The organism is Microbacterium sp. 70-16 (assembly GCF_001898315.1).
Classification (GTDB): Bacteria; Actinomycetota; Actinomycetes; order Actinomycetales; family Microbacteriaceae; genus Microbacterium.
Genome location: NZ_MKTQ01000014.1, coordinates 50,087 through 69,051, shown reverse-complemented (window position 1 = coordinate 69,051; position 18,965 = coordinate 50,087). Strand labels below are relative to the sequence as shown.

The window sequence follows — 18,965 nt, the reverse complement described above, 5'->3', positions numbered from 1 at the left end:
GATCAGAACCCGCCGCACCGCCCGCGGCCACACTGTCGGTGACGCTCAGCTCCGCCCACGTGCGCCGGGTCTGGCACGCCCATCGCCCGCACGAACGGTGTCTGTGCCGATCTCCTGAAGGAATCGCGAGCGCTGCCGAGGACGCGACCCCGAGTGCTCCGACCATGACAGCGAGAGCGTTCGCCCGGCCCGCGTGATGCCGACGTAAGCTAGCCGGCGCTCCTCGTCGATCTGCTCGAACCCCGTCGCGTACGAGATCGGCAGCAGCCCCTCGCTCATCCCGACCAGGTGCACGTGGTCCCATTCGAGACCCTTCGCCGCGTGCAGCGTCGCGAGGGTCACCGTGCGCAGCGCGGGCTCGTGCTGGTCGCGACCGCGCGCCATCAGCTCGTCAGTGAAGCCGCGCAGGGTCGTGCCCTCGGGCGCCTCCTCCGCGAGCCGCAGCACCGCCGACCGGGCTTCCCACGCGTCACGCAGCGCGCCGCCCGCGGGCGGTGCCTCGTCGGTCAGGCCGAGCGAGCGGAGCACGTCGCGCACCGCGGCGAGGAACGTCGTCTCGACCGGTGCAACCGACGCGCCGCGCAGTGCCATGACCGCCTGACGCACTTCGGGCAGGTCGAAGAAGCGCGTGCCGCCCAGCACGGTCGCGGCGATCCCCCGCGCCGAGAGCGCCGCGAGCAGCGGCGCCGACTGCGCGTTCGCGCGGTAGAGGATCGCGATGTCGTCCGGCGAGATGCCCGACGCGATCTGCGCGGCGACGGCTGCCGCGACACCGGATGCCTCAGCGCTGTCGTCCGGGTACGCCGTGACGACCGGCGCGGGGCCGGGCCTGCGCGCGGAGGTCAGCGCGAGCGCGCCGGGGCGCCCCCGCATGAGGGCGTTGGCGACCGCGAGGATCGCGGGGTCGGACCGATAGCTGTGCTCGAGGCGCACGAGCTGGGCATCCGGATAGTGCGATCCGAACTCGAGCAGGTAGCGAGGGTCGGCGCCCGCGAACGAGTAGATCGTCTGGCTCGCGTCGCCGACGACGCAGATGTCGCGGCGGTCGCCGAGCCACAGTTCCAGCAGCCGATACTGCACGGGCGACACGTCCTGGAACTCGTCGACCGTCAGGTGGCGGTACTGCTCGTGGACGGCGGCTGCGACGCGCGGCTCGGACTCGAGCATCCCGGCGCACGCGAGCAGCACGTCTTCGAAATCGAGCTGGCGGCGGTCGTCCTTGACCTTCTCGTACGCGCGCATCAGGTCGGCCAGCTTGCCGGCGTCGATCCCGCCGAGGCCTGCGGGGTGCGCGGCCGCATCCTGTTCGATCGTGCGCATCGCGACCTTGCGCCACTCGATGCGGCTTGCGACATCTCGCAGCGTCGCGGCATCGAGGTGCAGGCCGAGCGAGTCGGCGGCTTGGCCGAGCACGCGCACCTTCTTGTCGATGATCGTGGGCGCCGTGTCGCCCGCCAGTTGCGGCCAGAAGAAGTTCAACTGCGCGAGCGCGGTCGCGTGGAAGGTCCGCGCCGCGACGCCCTCGACGCCGAGCGCGCGCAGGCGTCCGCGCATCTCGCCGGCGGCCTTCGCGGTGAAGGTGACGGCCATCACCCGACCGGGCGAGTAGGCACCCGTGTCGACGCCGTGCGCGATGCGGTGCGTGATGACGCGGGTCTTGCCGGTGCCGGCACCGGCAAGCACGCACACGGGCCCGCGCAGAAGCGAGGCCGCGGCCCGCTGCTGGTCGTCGAGACCGGCGAGGGGGTCGCCACTCACGGCGCCGACTCGACCCAGTCGACGATCAGTCGATAGGCGATCGAGGCGGTTCCGGGCAGCGCGACGCCGTCGGTGCTGCGCCCGGCCAGCGCCTCGGCGAGCTCGGCGCGGTCGAACCAGCGCGCGTCGACGATCTCGACGCCGTCGGCACGGACGACCGAGTCGGGGGTGCACGTCGCGTGGAACCCGAGCATGAGCGAGCGCGGATAGGGCCACGCCTGTGAACCGCGGTACGAGGATGCCGCGACGACCACGCCGGACTCCTCGTGGATCTCACGTGTGATGGCCGACTCGAGCGACTCCCCCGCCTCGACGAAGCCGGCGAACGTCGAGTACATGTTGCGGCCTGCCCACAGCGCGTTCTTGCCGAGGAGCAGACGCTCGCCGTCGGCGGACTGGACGGCGACGATGACCGCCGGATCGGTGCGCGGGAAGTGCTCGCGCCCGCACGACGGGCAATGGCGCGCCCAGCCCGCCGCGCGCGTTCGCGTGCGCGCACCGCAGGCGGGGCAGAAGGGCGCGTCGACGAGCCAGCGCCCCAGCGACACGGCCTCGACGAGCAGAGCTGCGGCGACCGGGTCGAGCTCCCCGCCGACAGCACGCAGAGCGGCCCACTCGGCGCCGTCGGGCACGACGACCGGCGGTTCGGCATCCGGTCCCGACACGGCGAGCAGCATGGCAAAGCCGGCGTCGTCACGCCCGAGGAAAGCCCACTCCACGTCGCCCGACACGTCGGCGACGCCGACGGTGTGCAGGTGCGGCCCCGACGTCGACACGAGTCCGCGGTCGCCGTGCACGGCCACGACACGCGTGGCGGGATCGGCGCGCAAGCTGTCCACGAGGTCGGGCTGCTCGCGCTCTTCGGCGGAGCGGTCGATGCCCGCGCGCGCCAGGGCTGGCGGCTGCGGGGCGTCCGATCGCGTCATGCGGGACCTTCCTTGCCGGGCGTGGCGCGCGACCGGACGGGGCACGTCCGACCTAACCTGGGGGCATGGCACGCTCACCTCTCACTCTAGCCGCGTCGGTGACCTCGGCCCTGCCCCGCGTCGTGGTGACGAGCGTCGGTTCGCTCAGCGAGGGGACCAGCGGCCGCTACGACAGCGCGATCGCCCATCTGGAAGACGGACGCCGCGTCGTCGTGCGCGTTCCCGTGGACGACGACGCCGACGCCGACCTGCGTGCCGAAGCGCGCGCACTCACGTCGCTGACGCCGGGCGTGCGCGCCGTGCTGCCGTTCGGCGCACCGGATGTGCTCGGGCAGACGCGCGTCGACGGCCGCCACACCCTCGTACAGACCCTGCTGCCGGGCTACCGCGTCGACGCAGCGCACGTGCCGGCCGGCCGCGGCATCGCGACGGCGCTCGCGACCGCGACCGCACAGGTGCACGACCTGCCCGTCACCGTCGTCCGCGACGCCGGCCTGCCGGTGCAGACGGCGGCGGCGGTGCGCGACGAGGCCGAGAAGCTGCTGGATGCCGCGGAGGCGACCGGACGCCTGCCGTTCGGACTGCTGCGGCGGTGGAGCACGGCGCTGGCATCCGACCGACTGTGGCGCTTCGAGACGACCGTCGTGCTCGGCGGCGCCGACCCGGCATCCTTCGTGTTCGAAGACGACGCCGAGGGCGTACCGATCGTGACCGGCCTGCTGTCGTGGGGCGGACTCGCGGTGAGCGACCCCGCGATCGACCTGCGCTGGACGGCATCGGCCCCCGCAGCCCGCGACGATGTGCTGGATGCCTACGCCCGCGCCTCGCACCGCGCGCCCGACCCGCAGCTCGCCGAGCGCGCGCGTCTGCACGCCGAGCTCGAGTTCGCGAAGTGGCTCGTCCACGGCCACACCACGGGATCGGAGGAGATCATCGCCGACGCGGTCGCGCTGCTCGACTCGCTCGCCGAGAGCGTGCGCGATCAGCCGGCCGTGCACCACGACGCCGTGACCGCCGACGAAGCGATCGCGGCGAGTGAGCGCGTTCCCGCGGCTGCCGGCCCGATCGACACGTCGATGCACACCGATACGTTCGACGCCGAGACCCTTGCCGGTTTCATGTCGAACGAGACGGCGGCCATCGACACGGGTGAAGCAGACGCGACCGTGCCCGTCGAGCTGTCGGCGTGGACCGGTCTGCGCGAGGAGACGGGCGTCGTCGCGCCGGCGACAAGCGACGGCGAGAGCGCTGCCACCGCGGAGGCCCCGGTCACCTCAGGCGCCTCGGGCGAAGAGCCGCGCGATGCCGACGTCGACAGCGCGGCACGCAACGCGCTGCGCCGCTGGACCGGCACCATCTGATCCTCGTCAGTCGCGGATGATGAGGTCGTCGGCGACGTAGAACAGCGCGACGTCGATGAGGTCCGCGGAGATGCCGCTGCGTGCCTGGTAAGCCCGCCGGTACAGCCGTAGTTGCAGCAGTCGCTCTTCCCGCTCCTTCGCGTTACGGGGCGGGCGGCCCGTCTTCCAGTCGACGATCTCGATCCGCTCGCCGCGGCGATAGACGGCGTCGAGCTTGCAGATCGCGATGTGCGGGCGCCCGTCGGGCAACAGGTCGTCGAGCGCGACGTCGATCTCGACCTCGACCTCGATCGGCTGCAGTTCCGCCCACTCCGACGCGAGGAACCGTGCCTTCAGGTCATCCATCGCGACGGCGTCCGCCTCGGCGAGACCCATCGTGTCGTCGTCGACCTCCCACAGCGCGTCATCGAGTGACGCGCCCGCGCCCTGCAGTCCGGAGCGCTGCTCGATCCACGCGTGGAACAGCGTGCCCAACCGGGTCTGCCGGTACGGCCGCTCGGGTACCGGCAGCGCGAGCGCCGAGGCCGCCCCCGCGTAGTCCGCGACGTAGTCCTTGTAGCGGGATGCCGGAATACGGGTGGGCGCCGCCTCTGCGACCCCTGCCTCGCGCTCCGCTCGCTCCGCCAGGAGCAGCACGACGTCGCGCGCGGGTTCGGCCGGCGCCGACTGCTGTGCCGTACGCACGCGCGCGGCAGCCTTCCCGACCGCGCCGCGGCGTGCGCCGAGCGGGTCGATCGGCCACGCCAGCAGCCGGCTCTCGTCAAGGTACGGGTCTTCCCCCACATCCTCCGGGATCGCGAGCTCCTGCCCCAGCGCCTCCGCGATCTCGGTCAGGAACCGGCTCGGCGGACGCTGCTCCTTCGTGCCCGACCACGCCGATCCGGTGACGAGCAGTAGGTCGCGTGCGCGGGTGACGGCGACATAGCCGAGGCGGCGCTCCTCTTCGAGCTGGCGCTCCTTCAGCGCCTCCTTGAACGCCACGAGCGCATCACGCAGATCTTGCTGGGTGGGGGCATCCGCCGCACCCCACGCCAGGTGCGGCAGCCAGTCGCGGTCACCGCGGAACGGGTACGGCAGCACGCCGAAGCGCAGCCAGCCGAGCCCGTCGCGGGGCTTGGCGGGCAGTTCGTCCTCGACGCCGCGGACGACGGCGACGGCATCCCATTCGAGCCCCTTCGACCCGTGGATCGTGAGCAGCTGCACGACGTCGTCCTCGGGTGGCTCGGTGCGCGGGGCGAACTCGTCAGCCCTCTCGGCGCGGTCGAGCCACGCGAGCAGAGCCGGTAGCGATCCGCTCTCGTCGGCGGCGAGAAACCCCTGCAGCTCGTCGACGAACGCGCGCAGCTGGTCACCCGCGACGCGGGCGGGCCCGCGCGCCTCGTTCGCGGCGAGCTCGATGTCCAGACGCAGCTCGACCTCGATGAGCCGCACGAGCTCGGGCACCGGCAGACCTGCCGCGCGCCGCAGACCGGCGAAGACGGCGGATGCCTCGCGCAGACGCGTGCGCCCGAGCGGCGTGAACCCGGTGAGCCAGCCGTGGTCGTCGGCCTGACGCCCCACGAAGTCGAGCGCGTCGATGAGCGAGGCGGCCTCGTCACCCGACCGGCGCAGTTGCGCGACGACATCGGCGCCCAGCGCCTGCAGGGTCGAGTCGTGGCGTCCGATGCGGCGTGCGAGCTGTTCGAGCGCACGGAGGTCGGGCAGGCCCACGGCCCAGCGCGGACCGCTGAGCAGTCGAATGAGTGCGGAGCCGGCCTTCGGGTCGCTGATGACGCGCAGCGCCGCGACGACGTCGACGACTTCGGGGGTGGAGAGGAGTCCCCCGAGGCCCAGGATGCGGTGCGGGATGCCACGGCGTCCGAGGGCGTCGGCGAACCGCACCATGTGCTTCTTCGCGCGGAACAGCACAGCGCCGGTCGTCGCCTTCCCCGCCGCCGCGCGGCTCGTGCGCACCTGCGCGAACCAGTCGGCGACCCGGTCAGCCTCGGCATCCACGTCGATCTCGTACGCGAGTTCGACGGTGCCCTCGGGTGCCTGCGGACGCGGCGTGAGCTCGCCGACCCGCACGGGGGTGCGCGCCACGAGCGGGGCGAGCAGGGCGTTCGCGGCGCCCAGCACGCGCTCGCTGTTGCGCCAGCTCGTCAGCAGGGAGAATTCATGGGCCCGCGCGCCGGGGGCGAAGGCGGCCGAGAAGCCGCCGAGGTTGCCGGCACTCGCGCCGCGCCAGCCGTAGATCGACTGATGCGGGTCACCGACGGCCATGACGGCGGTGCCGCCGAACAGGGTCGCCAGCAGGTCGCTCTGCACGACGGACGTGTCCTGATACTCGTCGAGCAGGACGACGCGGTAGCGCTCGCGGACCTCGGCGGCGACCGCCGGATGTGCGCGGACGATCTGCAGGGCGCCGGCGACCTGGTCGGAGAAGTCGATGAGTCCGCGGCGGCGCTTCTGCGCGTCGTACTCGCGAGCCAGGCGCGCCAACTGCGGCAGCCACGACACGGGGACGACTGCGTCGCGCACGGGTGCGAGCGGCGCGGCGCCGCGCTGCGAGGGACGCTCGAGCACCTCCGCGAGGTCGCCTGCGAATGCGGCGATCTGATCGAGGTCGGCGAGGTTGTCGACGGCGTCGCGGGCGAACTGCAGGGCCGCGTCGATGATCGTCGAGGGCCGCCGGTCGATCTCCTCCAGCGCGGCGTCGTCGCTCGCGTGCACGACGCTGCGCATGAGCAGCCACGCGGCCGATTCGCTGAGGACGACCGATTCGGGGTCGCGCCCGATGCGGACGGCGTTCTCGCGCACAAGCTGGTCGGCGAAGCTGTTGTAGGTCGAGATGACGGGGCGGTGCAGCAGGGCATCGGGGTCGGATTCAGGCGCTGCTGTGCCGGATGCCAGGGCATCCAGCGCCGCGCGGCGTGCGGCGTCCGCCGCGCGCGCGTCGGCGCTGTCGCGTTCGATCTTCCCGAAGACGTCGAGCGCGCCCGCGGCGTGCAGGCTCTGCAGCCGCGGCAGCAGCCCGCGCCGCTCGAACTCGCCGAGCCGCGCAAGGCGGCGCTGCACGCGCTCGGCGAGCTCGCCCGCCGCCTTGCGCGTGAAGGTCAAGCCGAGCACCTCGTCGCGGCGGACAAGACCGTTCGCGACGAGCCAGACGACGCGGCCCGACATCGTCTCGGTCTTGCCGCTGCCGGCGCCCGCGACGACGAGCGCGGGCTCGAGCGGCGCGGCGATGACGGCCGACTGCTCGGGCGTCGGCGGGAACTGCCCGAGCGCCGCGGCGATCGCCTCAGGTGAGATCGCAGGTGGAGTGGAAGGAGTCGTCACGCGCTGCTCACCGGCCCGATCGTGTGGATGCGGCACAGACCCCGCGTGTGGTCATCGCGGCAGTGCGCCTCGTAGGGCGCGAGGAACTCGCGGCCGCCCATGACGTGCACCGTGTCGTCGATGCGTCCGAGGAACGCCGCGCGCGTCTCGTCGTCGAAGGGCGGCTGGGTCGGCGTCGCGTACGGGCCGTTCCGGTTCTTCTTCAGGACGAGCAGTTTGGCTCCGCCGGACGGATGCGCCGTCGCCGCGGGGATCGCCCCCTGTTCGAAAGCGAGCTGATACGCGCTCAGCTGCGGATTGCCCTCGGCGGCCTTCTCGCCCGTCGCCTGGGTGCGGCCCGTCTTGAGGTCGACGATGACGACCGTGCCCTCGGCCGTCAGCTCAACGCGGTCGATCGTGCCGCTGATGACGGCAGGACGCCGCGCCGCCGGCACCGCCACCTCCAGCTCGAAATGCGGCTCGGCCTCCAGCAGCACGGTGCCCGCCGCTTCCGCATCGCGCAGGTACCTGCTCAGCCGCGCGATGAGGTCGCGCGCGCGGGTTCGCTCGGTGCGTTCGATCCACGCGGCCTCGAACTCGAGTTCGCCCCACCGACTCTCCACGGCCGCCCACAGCGCGGCTTCGTCGGCACCCTCCGCGTGCTCGAGCGCCGCGTGGATGAGGGTGCCCAGCCCGGCACCGACGCTGCCCGCGTCACCCCCGAGGTCACCGATCACCCAATTGAGCTGGCACTCGTCGATCGCCTCGAGCTTCGAGGGCGACACCCGCGCCTGCTCGACGTCGAGGTCGTACAGGGGGCCCGTGCTCGTCGCCTCCGCGACGCCGTACCACTGGTCAGGGTCGGCGCCCGCGACACCCGCGGCGGCGAGCAGCGCCAGCTGGGCCGCGGCATCCGTCCGCGCGGATGCGGTGGCCCGGGCATCCGTCAGGGTGCGTCGGTAGCGCGCGACGAGGCCACGCAGCGAGAGCGGATGCTCGGCGCTGACCGGCGCGGGCTCCGCCGGCGGCAGCAGCTCGAACAGCACGCTTGGGCCGGTGTCGTCGTCGTCGACCGCCGTGACGATGAGACGGGCGTTCGCACGCGTGATCGCGCGGGCGAACAGCCGCAACTCGTCGTGCAGCACGCCGCGGCGCAGGTCGAGCGCGTCGACGGCCTCATCGCCCGCCGTCGCGAGCCGCCACGTGTCGAACAGGCCACCGCGCGTGCGCAGATTCGGCCAGACGCCATCCTGCACGCCCGCGACGACGACGGTGTCGAACTCGGCGCCGAGCGCCGCCGCAGGGGTCAACACCTGCACGACGCCGTCGCGCGGCGGTGCGGTGAGCCTGTCTTCGGCGACGTCGGAGTCGAGGATGCCGCGCAGGAACGCGATCGGGGCGGTGCCGTCGCCCCGATCACCGTGCCGCTTCGCGGACTGGAAGAGCGCGACGACGGCGTCGAGGTCGCGCCGCGCCTGTGCCGCGAGCGGCCCGTGCCCGCTCGCGGCCTCACGCCACGAGCGCTCCCACCCCGACGCCTCCCACGCGGTCCACAGCAGCTCGTGCGCCGTGGCGTCCTCGCCCAGCTGCGCGCGCAGCTGGGCGAGCGTGCGGGCGACGCGCGCCGCGCGTCGCCCCTCGCGCGTGTCGAGCAGCTCGAAGTCGATCGGGTGCCGCAATCCCGAGGCGAGCAGCTCGCGCGCGCCCGGTACGACGTCGGCGACAGAGGCCACGCCCGCGCCGGCATCCGAAGCCTCGGCCTCCGCCGCCCCGTCCGCACCCGCCGCCCGCAACGCGTCATGCCGCAGCGCCGTGCGCAGGCGGCGCACCTCGACGGCATCCAGTCCCCCGCTGCGCAGCGCGTCGAGGGTGTCGTCGGCGGTCCACTCGTCCTGCCCGGCGAGGTCGACCAGGCGCAGCAGATCGCGCACGGCGCGGGTCTCGCCGAGCGTGCGCGTGTGGCTGCTCGCGGTCGGGACTTCGCGCGCCGCGAGTTCGCCCTCGAGCGCACGCACTTGGCGACTGTCGTGCGCGATCACGGCGCACGACCCCCACGCGACGCCGTCGTGCAGGTGCCGCTCGCGCAGGAGCCGGGCGATGAGGTCATACTCCTCCGCGCTCGAGCGCGCCGTGTACGCGCGCACCGACGCGTCGAAACCGGCGCCCGTCGGGCGGCGGCGGTGCGCGACGACACCGACGGCGCCGATGCGCGCCGTGACCTGCGCCGCGAGCTCCGCCAGCACCGGCGTCCCCCGGTGCGTGCCGTCGAGGACGTGGACGGCCGCGCCCGCCGCGAGCCGAGCGAAGTTCTCCGGACGCGCACCGCGGAACGAACCCGCACCCACATCCGGGTCGCCGAACGCGAGCACCGCGACGCCCGCGGCCCGGCACGCCTCGAGAAGTTCGATGCCGCCGAGGGTCAGCTCCTGCGCGTCATCGACGAGGAGCACCCGCACGCGTGAGGTGACCGCGCCCGGCGTCGTCCGCACGAGGCCCACGGCCTCGCGCACGAGTCCCGCGGCGTCGCGATGCGCCCCGCGCATGCCCGCCCGCACCGCGTGATAGTCGGTCGCGAACGACGCGAGCGTCGCCCACACCTCACGATCGTGCACACGAGCGAGCCGCGCCAACTCGACCGGCTCGATGCCGAGCGTGGTGCACTCCGCCAGGAACGCCCGAAGCTCGGCGCGGAACCCCCGCGTGCCGCGGATCTCTGCGCCGAGCCACTCGGGCCATCGGCGACGTCCGTCGGCCTCGTCCTCCGCGTCGCCGTCGAGCAGGTCCTGCAGCATGCGGTCTTCGTCAGGTCCCGTCAGCAGCTGCGGTGGCTCATCACCGACCGCGACCGCGTGCGCGCGGACGAGCTGGTAGGCGAACGCGGCGAGCGAGCGAGCGAGCGGCCCCGGCGTCGCCATGCGCACCGCGATCGCGAGCCGGTCACGCAGCGCCGTCGCGCCGGCCCGCGTCGGGGTCAGCACGAGGAGCTCGTCGGGCGCAATCCCCGCGTGCAGCAGAGCCTCGACCCGCGCGATGATGGCGGTCGTCTTGCCCGATCCGGAGGCGCCGACGACGACGCCCGAGGCGTCCGGCGGCAGGTCCACGACGGCGCGCTGCGCGGAATCCAGGGGCATCCCCCCACGGTATCCGGCGTCGCCGACATCGCCGCGCGCACCGTCCTCGGCACGCGTTCGCGCACAGCGAGCAGGGCGAGTGCGGCATCCGCGTCTGCACCCTGCCGCCGTGTCGTAGAGTCGACATGCGCCCGCCACCCGGGCCGGAAAGGCAGTCATCGTGGAGATCCGCATCGGCATCGCGAACACCGCACGCGAGCTCAACTTCGAGTCCGACCAGTCGGCGGATGCCGTCGCGAAGACCGTCTCAGCCGCGCTCGAGGGCGGCCAGAGCGCCGTCTCCTTCACCGACGTCAAGGGCAACACGTACATCGTCCCGACCGCGGGCATCGCGTTCGTCGAGGTGGGCACGGAAGAGTCCCGCCGCATCGGCTTCGTCGCCTGACACCCGCCGCACCGTGGACATCCTCCTCGCGCTCATCTTCGGCGCCGCCTACGGCAGCGTCCTGCACTACCTGATGCCCGGCCGTGCATCGCGCGGCAACGCGCTCGCGCCCATCCTCGGCGCGCTGCTCGGCGGCGTGACCTGGCTCGCCTTCACGTGGGCAGGCGTCACGACCAAGAGCCCGTGGATCTGGATCGTGTCGATCATCGTGCCGGCGGTCGTCGTGCCGCTCGCGCTGATCGCGCTGACGCGCACGCGCGCCACGCACGACGCGCGTGAGCGGCTGCGACTGAAGATCTCCTGACGCGCGGACCCGAGCTCAGGCGTCCAAGCCCTCAGGCATCCAAGCCCAGTGCCGCCATGCGGCGCGAGTGGCCGGCGAGCAGGTCGGTGAACACCGGCTCGACGCGCTTCTCCTCGGCGGCATCCAGCGTGTGCGGCCGCAGGGCGCCACGCGCGACCAGCAGCGTGTCGCCGACGAGGCGCCTGCCCCACAGTGACAGCAGCGACCGCCACTCGGCGTCGGCGTCGATCGCCTCGGTGATGATGCGCGCGAGCGCTTGACGTTCGTCGTCGCCGCGCAGGATCTGCGCGACGCGGTCGCCCGTCGCACCGAAACTCGCCGACAGCGCGATGTAGAAGTCGTCGAGCATGCCCGCCGTGACGTGCACCGAGAGCATCGTCTCGAGCGGACGCGCGCCGCGCGTCGCACCCCGATAGGCATCCAGCGGCTCGCGGAACGGCAGCATGATGGCCGTCGGGTCATCGCCGCGCTCGCGCACGACCGCGACGAGCTCACGGTGCTTGAGCAGGGCGGCACCGGCCGCGAGCGACAGCGACTCCTTCTGCGAGAGCTCGGGCGTCGGCGCGATCAGGTGGCTGAGCGTCTCGAAGTAGCCCAGTTGCAGGTACGCGGCCTGCCCGAGGAAGGTGTCGACGTCGGGCGCGAGCTCTTCGAAGTCGACGCGATTGACGTCGCCGAAGTCCCCCCGCGAGCGCACCTTCAGGGTGCGTGCGGTGGTGCGATTGCGCTGCCAGGGCCAGGTCACCACCCTGACAGCCTATGCGGTGCCTGCGCGCCGCCGGGGCAGCCAGATCGCTCTCCGGTAGGCTGGAACGGTCCCGGCGACGGATCGGGGCCACCGCGCCTGTGGCTGAGTGAAGGGCGTGGACTTCTCACCCGGCGGCTTCTCACCGCCAGACAGGCACGTATTGTGACGACATTCGCAGACATGGGCGTGGACGCCGACATCGTCGAGGCGCTCGCGGCGAAGGGCATCGTGGATGCCTTCCCCATCCAGGAGCAGACCATCCCCCTGGGTCTTCCCGGCCAGGACATCATCGGCCAGGCCAAGACCGGCACCGGCAAGACCTTCGGCTTCGGCATCCCCGTCGTGCAGCGCCTCGGGCCGAACCCCGAGCCCGGCGTCAAGGTCCTCATCGTCGTCCCGACGCGAGAGCTCGCCGTCCAGGTCTACGAAGACATGGACATGCTCACCTCGAACCGTTCGACGAGCGTCGTCGCGATCTACGGCGGCAAGGCGTACGAGGGCCAGATCGACCAGCTCAAGGCCGGTGCGCAGATCGTCGTCGGCACGCCCGGACGTCTCATCGACCTGAACAACCAGCGCCTGCTCGACCTGTCGCACGCGACCGAGGTCGTGCTCGACGAGGCCGACAAGATGCTCGACCTCGGATTCCTCCCCGACATCGAGAAGATCTTCTCGAAGGTCGCGCCCGTCCGGCACACGATGCTGTACTCCGCGACGATGCCGGGGCCAATCGTCGCGCTCGCGCGCCGGTTCATGTCGAACCCCATCCACATCCGCGCGACCGACCCCGACGAGGGCCTCACGCAGGCGAACATCAAGCACCTCGTCTACCGCGCGCACTCGCTCGACAAGGACGAGATCATCGCGCGCATCCTGCAGGCCGAGGGCCGCGGCAAGACGGTCGTCTTCACGCGCACCAAGCGTGCCGCGCAGCGCCTCGTCGACGAGCTCAACGACCGCGGCTTCAACGCAGGCGCCGTGCACGGCGACATGAGCCAGGAGGCGCGCGAGCGCTCGATGGCCGCGTTCAAGGCCGGCAAGAAGGACATCCTCATCGCCACCGATGTCGCCGCCCGTGGCATCGACGTCGACGACGTCACCCACGTCATCAACCACACGATCCCCGACGACGAGAAGACCTACCTGCACCGCGCGGGGCGCACCGGCCGTGCAGGCAAGACCGGCATCGCCGTCACGTTCGTCGACTGGGAGGACCTGCACAAGTGGGCCCTCATCAACCGCGCCCTCGAGTTCGGCCAGCCCGAGCCCGTCGAGACGTACTCGTCGAGCCCGCACCTGTTCACCGACCTCGACATCCCCGCCGGCACGAAGGGCCGCATCGCGAAGGCTGCCAAGACCGGCACGATCCGCACGCAGCAGCCCGCCCGCGCGGCCGATGCCGCCGCCGAGGGCACGGACGAGGGCGGCTCGCGTCGTCGCCGCCGCCGTCGCTCGGGTGCGACACCGGTCGGCTCGACGTTCGCCGAGGGCGCAGCCGGCGAAGCGGATGCCTCCGCATCCGCCCCTGTCGCCACCGCGGATCGCTCCGCCGACGGCACGGGTACGCACGACGGTGAAGGCCGCGAGCACCACGACGGCCGCCCGGCTCCGGCGCGTCGCCGTCGTCGCCGCCGCGGCGGCTCGACGGGCGGCGCGCCCGTCGCGGGCGTCTGATCAGGCTTCTCCCCCGCGACGGGCGAGAACAAATGCGTGCCGCACCGCGACCTCGCTAGTGTGAGCAGCGGGTGGCGCTGTGCCCCCGCATCCTCCTGAAAGGCACGTCATGCGCTTCATCGACGCCACCGTCGAATACCAAGGGTTCTGGGGCTCGTTCTGGGACCTCATCTGGTGGTTCTTCGCCGTGTTCATCTTCGTGTCGTACCTGTTCGCGCTCTTCGCGATCGTCGGCGACATCTTCCGTGACAACAAGCTCGGCGGCTGGGGCAAGGCGATCTGGATCCTGTTCCTGATCTTCTTCCCCATCATCACAGCGCTGGTCTACCTCATCACCCGTGGCGGCAGCATGGGTGAGCGTCAGGCCGTCGCAGCCCAGCAGTACAAGGCCGCGCAGGATGACTACATCAAGTCGGTCGCGGGAACCAGCGCGCCCGACCAGATCGCGCAGGCCAAGAGCCTGCTCGACTCGGGCGCCATCACGCAGGCCGAGTTCGAGGCGCTCAAGGCCAAGGCGCTCGCCTGACCGAGGTCTTGTCGAGAGGCGCCCTCGTCCTTCCTCACGGAAAGACGGGGGCGCTTCCTGTAGCGCGGGCGATGATCCGCGCAACCATGTCGTCGCTCGTCGTGAACTCTCCGGGCTGGTTCGGTTTGCCGGCCCCGTGGTAGTCACTCGACCCCGTCACGATGAGATCGCGGCGCGCGACGAGCGCGCGCAGGCGGGCCAGCGCCGGCTCCGCGTTCTCGCGGTGACCGAGCTCGAAGCCCGCGAGTCCCGCATCGAGCATCGCCGTCGTCACGCGATCCGGCAGCAGTCCCGCGCGCCCGGCCGGATGCGCGATGATCGGCACTCCCCCGGCATCCGCAATCGTTGCGACCGCCGTGACGGGATCGGGTGCGTACAGCGCGACGTAGTAGTCGCTGCCCGGGTGCAGGATGCCCGCGAACGCCTCGCCCCGATCACGGACGAGCCCCTTCGCGACGAGCGCGTCGGCGAGATGCGGGCGGCCCACCGTCGCGCCTTCGGCGGTCTGCGCCTCGATGTCCTCCCACGTGAGATCGAGGTCGCGCCCGATGCGCTCCGCCATCTCTCGGGCGCGGGTCAGGCGCGACGTGCGGATCCGATCGGTGAGGGCGCGTACGCCCGCATCGTCGGGATCGAAGAGATAGCCGAGCACGTGGACGCTGCGCCACTCGTGTCGCGCGGACAGCTCCATCCCGGGCAGCAGCGTCATGCCGAGCGAGGTCGCGGCTTCGCCCGCTTCCGCCCAGCCCGACGTCGTGTCGTGGTCGGTGAGCGCTGCTGTGCGCAGACCTGCGCGATGCGCGGCGGCCATGACGGCTGCCGGCGGCTCGGTGCCGTCGGAGTGGTCCGAGTGCAGGTGAAGGTCACTCGGACCGCGGAAAGTCCCGTGCGGCGCCATCCTCCGAGCGTATCCGGCACCAGCCTGCGGAGGGCGCAGGCGACACATACGCGCAGCGGAATGCACGGTCTTCTCAGCCTGCTCACGTAGAGTCGCCGACGTGTTGCGACTGCTCGGACTCCTGCTGACCGTGCTGGGAGCCATCGTCGCCGCGGTGGTCACCTGGCCGCAGTTCTTCCGCCTTGAGCGCACCTTCCCGTTCGCGCAGATCGTGTCGCTGCGGGGCGTGATGGTCGTCGCGTTCGCCGCCGTGTGCGTGCTGATGCTGCTGGTCGCGCTCATCCGACCGCTGCGCGCGTTCGCGGCATCCATCGCGATCATCGCGGCGATCGCAGCGATCGCGAACGGCGGCATCCTGGCATCCCGTGGGCTGGGCAGTGAGGCTCTTCCACTGAAGACCGACACCGCGATCCGAGTGATGACGTGGAACACCGCCGGTGACGCGACCGACGCTTACCTGATCGCGCAGACCGCGATCGCGATGCAGGCCGACATCGTCGCGCTGCCCGAGACGACGATCGAGACCGGCGAGGCCGTCGCGGTCGCGATGCGCGAGATGGGCTCGCCGATGTGGGCGCACCATGAGAACTTCGGCGAACTCGAGGGGTACCCCGATTGGGCGGCGAACTCGACCACGCTGCTGATCTCGCCATCGCTGGGCGACTACGCCGTCGTCGAATCGACCTCGGGCGACGCGAGCAACACGACGACCGTGCCGACCGTCGTCGCGATGCCCGTCGACGGCAACGGCCCGACGATCGTCGCGGCCCACGCCGTCGCTCCGCGGCAGGACGACATGGACCATTGGCGCAGCGATCTGACCTGGCTCGCCGACCAATGCGCCAGCGACAACGTCATCATGGCGGGCGACTTCAACGCGACGGTCGACAACATGGCCCGCCTCGGCGTCGACGACGCCGATCTCGGGCGGTGCCACGATGCCGCCTCCGCCACCGGCACGGGCGCCGTCGGCACGTGGTCGACGTCGTGGCCCGAACTCGTGGGCACCCCCATCGATCACGTTCTGGCGACGGGTGCCTGGACGGCGACCGGATCTGTCGTGCTGGGCTCGCTCGATGACAGCGGCAGCGACCACCGTCCCCTCGTCGTGCAGTTCGAGCCCGCCGGCTGACCGCTCGGCATCCCGCCCGACGGACGAAGTGGGACACTGGATGCATGAGCACGAACGAGTCCGACACGATCGCTCCCGAGGGCGCCACCACCGCCGACACCCCCACCGAGAACCAGAACCGCAAGCAGCCCTTCCCGCGCGGGTTCCTCGACGCGATCTCGACCGGGTGGGCGCCGCGGCAGGGCGGCACGCCGCCGCAGCGGGCGCAGGCTCCGTTCGCCGCCGCGCGCCGCGACGCCGTCTCGGCGGCCTTCCCCGGCAAGCGGCTCGTGCTGCCCGCGGGCGGCTACAAGCAGCGCTCGAACGACACCGACTACCCGTTCCGCGCGCACTCCGCGTTCGCGCACCTCACCGGGTGGGCAAGCGACGCTGTGCCCGATTCGGTGCTGGTGTTCGACCCGACCGAGGCCGGCCACGACGTGACGCTGTATCTCCGCGAACGCGCTGACCGCACGACGGCGGAGTTCTACGGCGACGCGACGATCGGCGAGTTCTGGATCGGCCCGCGCCCGGCGCTGGACGGTGTGGCCTCCGACCTCGGCGTCGCGACGGCGCACATCGATGACTTCACCGCGACCGCGGACGACCTCGTGCTGGACGAAGACGCCGATCTGACGCGGTTCGTGTCGGAGCTGCGCCTGGTCAAGGATGCCTACGAGATCGAACAGCTCCGCCTCGCCGTCGAGGTCACCGCGCGCGGGTTCGACGACATCGTCGCCGATCTGCCCCGCATCATCGCGACCCCGCGCGGAGAGCGCGCCGTCGAGGGCGTCTTCCACCACCGGGCCCGCACCGAGGGCAACGGCGAGGGGTACGACACGATCGCGGCATCCGGCCCGCACGCGTGCTACCTGCACTGGACCCGCAACGACGGCGCGGTCGTGCCCGGCGACCTCATCCTCGTCGACGCCGGTGTCGAGGTCGACAGCCTCTACACGGCCGACATCACCCGCACCATCCCCGTGTCGGGCACGTTCACCGACGTGCAGCGCAAGGTCTACGAGACGGTCCGTGAGGCCGCCGACGCCGCCTTCGCCGTCGCGAAGCCGGGCGTGCGCTTCCGCGCCGTGCACGAAGCGGCGATGGCCGTCATCGCCGCACGCACCGCCGAGTGGGGCCTGCTGCCGGTGACCGCCGAGGAGGCACTGGATGCCGACAAGGGCGGCCAGCACCGCCGCTATATGGTGCACGGCACGAGCCACCACCTCGGCCTCGACGTGCACGACTGCGCGCAGGCGCGGCGCGAGATGTACTACGACGGCGTGCTCGAAGAAGGCATGGTCTTCACGATCGAGCCCGGGCTCTACTTCCAAATCGACGACCTGACCGTTCCCGAGGAGTACCGCGGCATCGGCGTGCGTATCGAAGACGACGTCCTGGTGACCGCCGACGGCGTCGAGAACCTCTCCGCAGGCATCCCGCGCACCGCCGACGACGTCGAGGCGTGGATCGCGCGCTTGCGCTGACCCGCGGGGTGGCTTCGCGCTAGCCGCGAGCAGGCGGGGCCACGCGCGTCCGCAGGAACTGCAGGACGGATGCCGCGATCAGCGCGCCGACCTCGTCGGCGGGCCGGCGGGCGCCCTTCATCTCGAACGAGTGCCCGCCACCGGCGATCCAGACGATCTCGGCATCCTGACAGGTGGCGACCGCGTCGGTGAACTGGTCGAGCGGTTGGATGAACGGGTCGGTCGTGCCCTCGACGAATAGTTGCGGCGCCGCGATCGCCGGCAGATGCGCACCGCGGGGGGCCTCCGGCTTGCCGGGCGGGTGGAACGGGTAGCCGAGGTAGACGAGGGCGGCCGGGTCGATGACACCGTCGGCGGCAGCCATGGATGCCATGCGTCCGCCGTACGACTTGCCCGCGGCGACGAACGGCACAGCCGGCAGCGTCCGGGCGAGTTCCGCCGTCACCGCCGACCACGTGGCGATCGCGTGTGCGGCGGGCCCGGGCATCCGTCGACCCGCGGCGCGGTACGGGAAGTCGAACCGCGCCGTCGCGTAGCCGGCCTCGCGCAGCGCCGCGGCGAGCCCCACGAGGAACGGGTGCTCGCGCCCCGAGCCAGAACCGTGCGCGAGCGCGACCACCGCGGCCGGCGAGGACGCCGGCATTTCGAGTTCGAGCGGGATCGCGACGGTGCCGCTCGGCAGCGCGACCTCGACCATCGTCACGGGGTGTCGTCGGTGCCGCGCGGCGCGGGTTCGGTCGGCTGCTCCCCCGGCGACGACGCGACCCCCGGCCCCTCGGCACCCGCAGCCGGGTCGATCCGCTCGCCGTACTGCGGCGGGGTCGAGAGGTCCACCACGGGCGGTGCGACGGGCACCACCGTGTGCCCCACGATCTCGCGCGCACGGTGGATGCTACGCGGCAGCACCGTCACTTCGTAGCGGTCGGCGATCACCTGCGTGACCGACGTGTAGTCGCGGCGGCGACGCAGCAGGGCGTAGGTGACGAGACTCAGCAGCATGCCGATCGCGATGCCCACGAACATCACACCGACGAACAGCTGGATGGCGGCGTTGGGCGTGCCGAGCACGAAAATGGCCGAGAACAGCAGACCCAGCAGGATGCCGTTGATCGCGCCCGAGCGCGCCGCGGCCGCGTAGCCGAGACGTCCGGTGACGGTCTCGATCGACCGCAGCCCGTGCCCGACGATCGCGATGTCGCGGGCCGGGATGTCGGCCGCGATGAGCTGCGAGACGGCCTGCTGCGCGCCCTGATACGTCGGGTAGTCGGCGATCTTCTCACCGTGCTCCTGCGGAGTACCGCCCATCATGCTCATCCGTCCATCTTGTCACGCGACACGGGGCATCCGCCGTGCTTCGAC

15 protein-coding genes are annotated in these 18,965 nt (G+C 72.0%); 7 read left to right on the top strand and 8 right to left on the bottom strand.

The genetic code is table 11. The annotated features are described in order from the left end of the window. Positions 1–45: 45 nt before the first annotated feature. Complete coding sequence (locus BGO46_RS05235) at positions 46–1,758, bottom strand: ATP-dependent helicase (RefSeq protein ID WP_292677313.1); 1,713 nt, start codon at positions 1,756–1,758, stop codon at positions 46–48. Beyond that, the gene (gene nudC, locus BGO46_RS05230) at positions 1,755–2,684 is read right to left on the bottom strand and encodes an NAD(+) diphosphatase (protein WP_292677311.1); all 930 of its coding nucleotides are present in this window, start codon (positions 2,682–2,684) and stop codon (positions 1,755–1,757) included. Before nudC ends, BGO46_RS05235 begins: the two co-directional genes overlap by 4 nt. A 65-nt stretch (positions 2,685–2,749) precedes the next feature. On the opposite strand from nudC, the gene BGO46_RS05225 reads away from it, so the two are divergent. Further along, the gene (locus BGO46_RS05225) at positions 2,750–4,045 is read left to right on the top strand and encodes an aminoglycoside phosphotransferase (RefSeq protein WP_292677308.1); all 1,296 of its coding nucleotides are present in this window, start codon (positions 2,750–2,752) and stop codon (positions 4,043–4,045) included. 6 nt (positions 4,046–4,051) lie between these two features. Here the strand turns inward: BGO46_RS05225 and BGO46_RS05220 are convergent, their stop codons facing one another. Next, positions 4,052–7,363 (bottom strand): ATP-dependent helicase, encoded by a 3,312-nt coding sequence (locus BGO46_RS05220; RefSeq protein WP_292677306.1) that lies wholly within the window; start codon positions 7,361–7,363, stop codon positions 4,052–4,054. Beyond that, entirely contained in the window at positions 7,360–10,473 is a 3,114-nt protein-coding gene (locus tag BGO46_RS05215; RefSeq protein ID WP_292677304.1) for an ATP-dependent DNA helicase, read from the bottom strand. Before BGO46_RS05215 ends, BGO46_RS05220 begins: the two co-directional genes overlap by 4 nt. Before the next feature lie 160 nt (positions 10,474–10,633). Between BGO46_RS05215 and BGO46_RS05210 the strand changes: the two genes are divergently transcribed. Next, entirely contained in the window at positions 10,634–10,858 is a 225-nt protein-coding gene (locus tag BGO46_RS05210; protein WP_292677302.1) for a DUF3107 domain-containing protein, read from the top strand. Positions 10,859–10,871: 13 nt separating this feature from the next. Then, on the top strand, positions 10,872–11,162 hold the full coding sequence (locus BGO46_RS05205; RefSeq protein WP_292677300.1) for a hypothetical protein: 291 nt from the start codon (positions 10,872–10,874) through the stop codon (positions 11,160–11,162). A 31-nt stretch (positions 11,163–11,193) separates the two neighbouring features. On the opposite strand, the gene BGO46_RS05200 is transcribed toward BGO46_RS05205, so the two are convergent. Continuing rightward, positions 11,194–11,910: a ferritin-like fold-containing protein gene (locus BGO46_RS05200; protein ID WP_292677298.1), complete on the bottom strand. Its 717-nt coding sequence runs from the start codon at positions 11,908–11,910 to the stop codon at positions 11,194–11,196. A gap of 162 nt (positions 11,911–12,072) precedes the next feature. On the opposite strand from BGO46_RS05200, the gene BGO46_RS05195 reads away from it, so the two are divergent. Next, a complete protein-coding gene (locus tag BGO46_RS05195) occupies positions 12,073–13,584 on the top strand; it encodes a DEAD/DEAH box helicase (RefSeq protein WP_292677295.1) in 1,512 nt (503 codons plus the stop codon). Between the two features lie 109 nt (positions 13,585–13,693). Then, entirely contained in the window at positions 13,694–14,110 is a 417-nt protein-coding gene (locus tag BGO46_RS05190; protein ID WP_292677293.1) for an SHOCT domain-containing protein, read from the top strand. 34 nt (positions 14,111–14,144) lie between these two features. Here the strand turns inward: BGO46_RS05190 and BGO46_RS05185 are convergent, their stop codons facing one another. After that, entirely contained in the window at positions 14,145–15,008 is an 864-nt protein-coding gene (locus BGO46_RS05185; protein ID WP_292677291.1) for a PHP domain-containing protein, read from the bottom strand. 100 nt (positions 15,009–15,108) lie between these two features. Here BGO46_RS05185 and BGO46_RS05180 point away from each other — a divergent pair, with 100 nt between their 5' ends. Then, a complete protein-coding gene (locus tag BGO46_RS05180) occupies positions 15,109–16,140 on the top strand; it encodes an endonuclease/exonuclease/phosphatase family protein (protein WP_292677289.1) in 1,032 nt (343 codons plus the stop codon). 44 nt (positions 16,141–16,184) lie between these two features. Next, positions 16,185–17,606 carry an aminopeptidase P family protein gene (locus BGO46_RS05175; RefSeq protein ID WP_292677287.1) on the top strand — a complete coding sequence of 474 codons (1,422 nt, stop codon included), beginning with the start codon at positions 16,185–16,187 and terminating at the stop codon, positions 17,604–17,606. Between the two features lie 19 nt (positions 17,607–17,625). Here BGO46_RS05175 and BGO46_RS05170 read toward each other — a convergent pair whose 3' ends face one another. Both BGO46_RS05170 and BGO46_RS05165 read right to left on the bottom strand, forming a co-directional pair. Next, positions 17,626–18,303, bottom strand: a complete 678-nt coding sequence (locus BGO46_RS05170; protein ID WP_292677571.1) for an alpha/beta family hydrolase — start codon at positions 18,301–18,303, stop codon at positions 17,626–17,628. Between the two features lie 2 nt (positions 18,304–18,305). Continuing rightward, entirely contained in the window at positions 18,306–18,920 is a 615-nt protein-coding gene (locus BGO46_RS05165) for a general stress protein (protein ID WP_292677285.1), read from the bottom strand. Positions 18,921–18,965 lie beyond the last annotated feature (45 nt).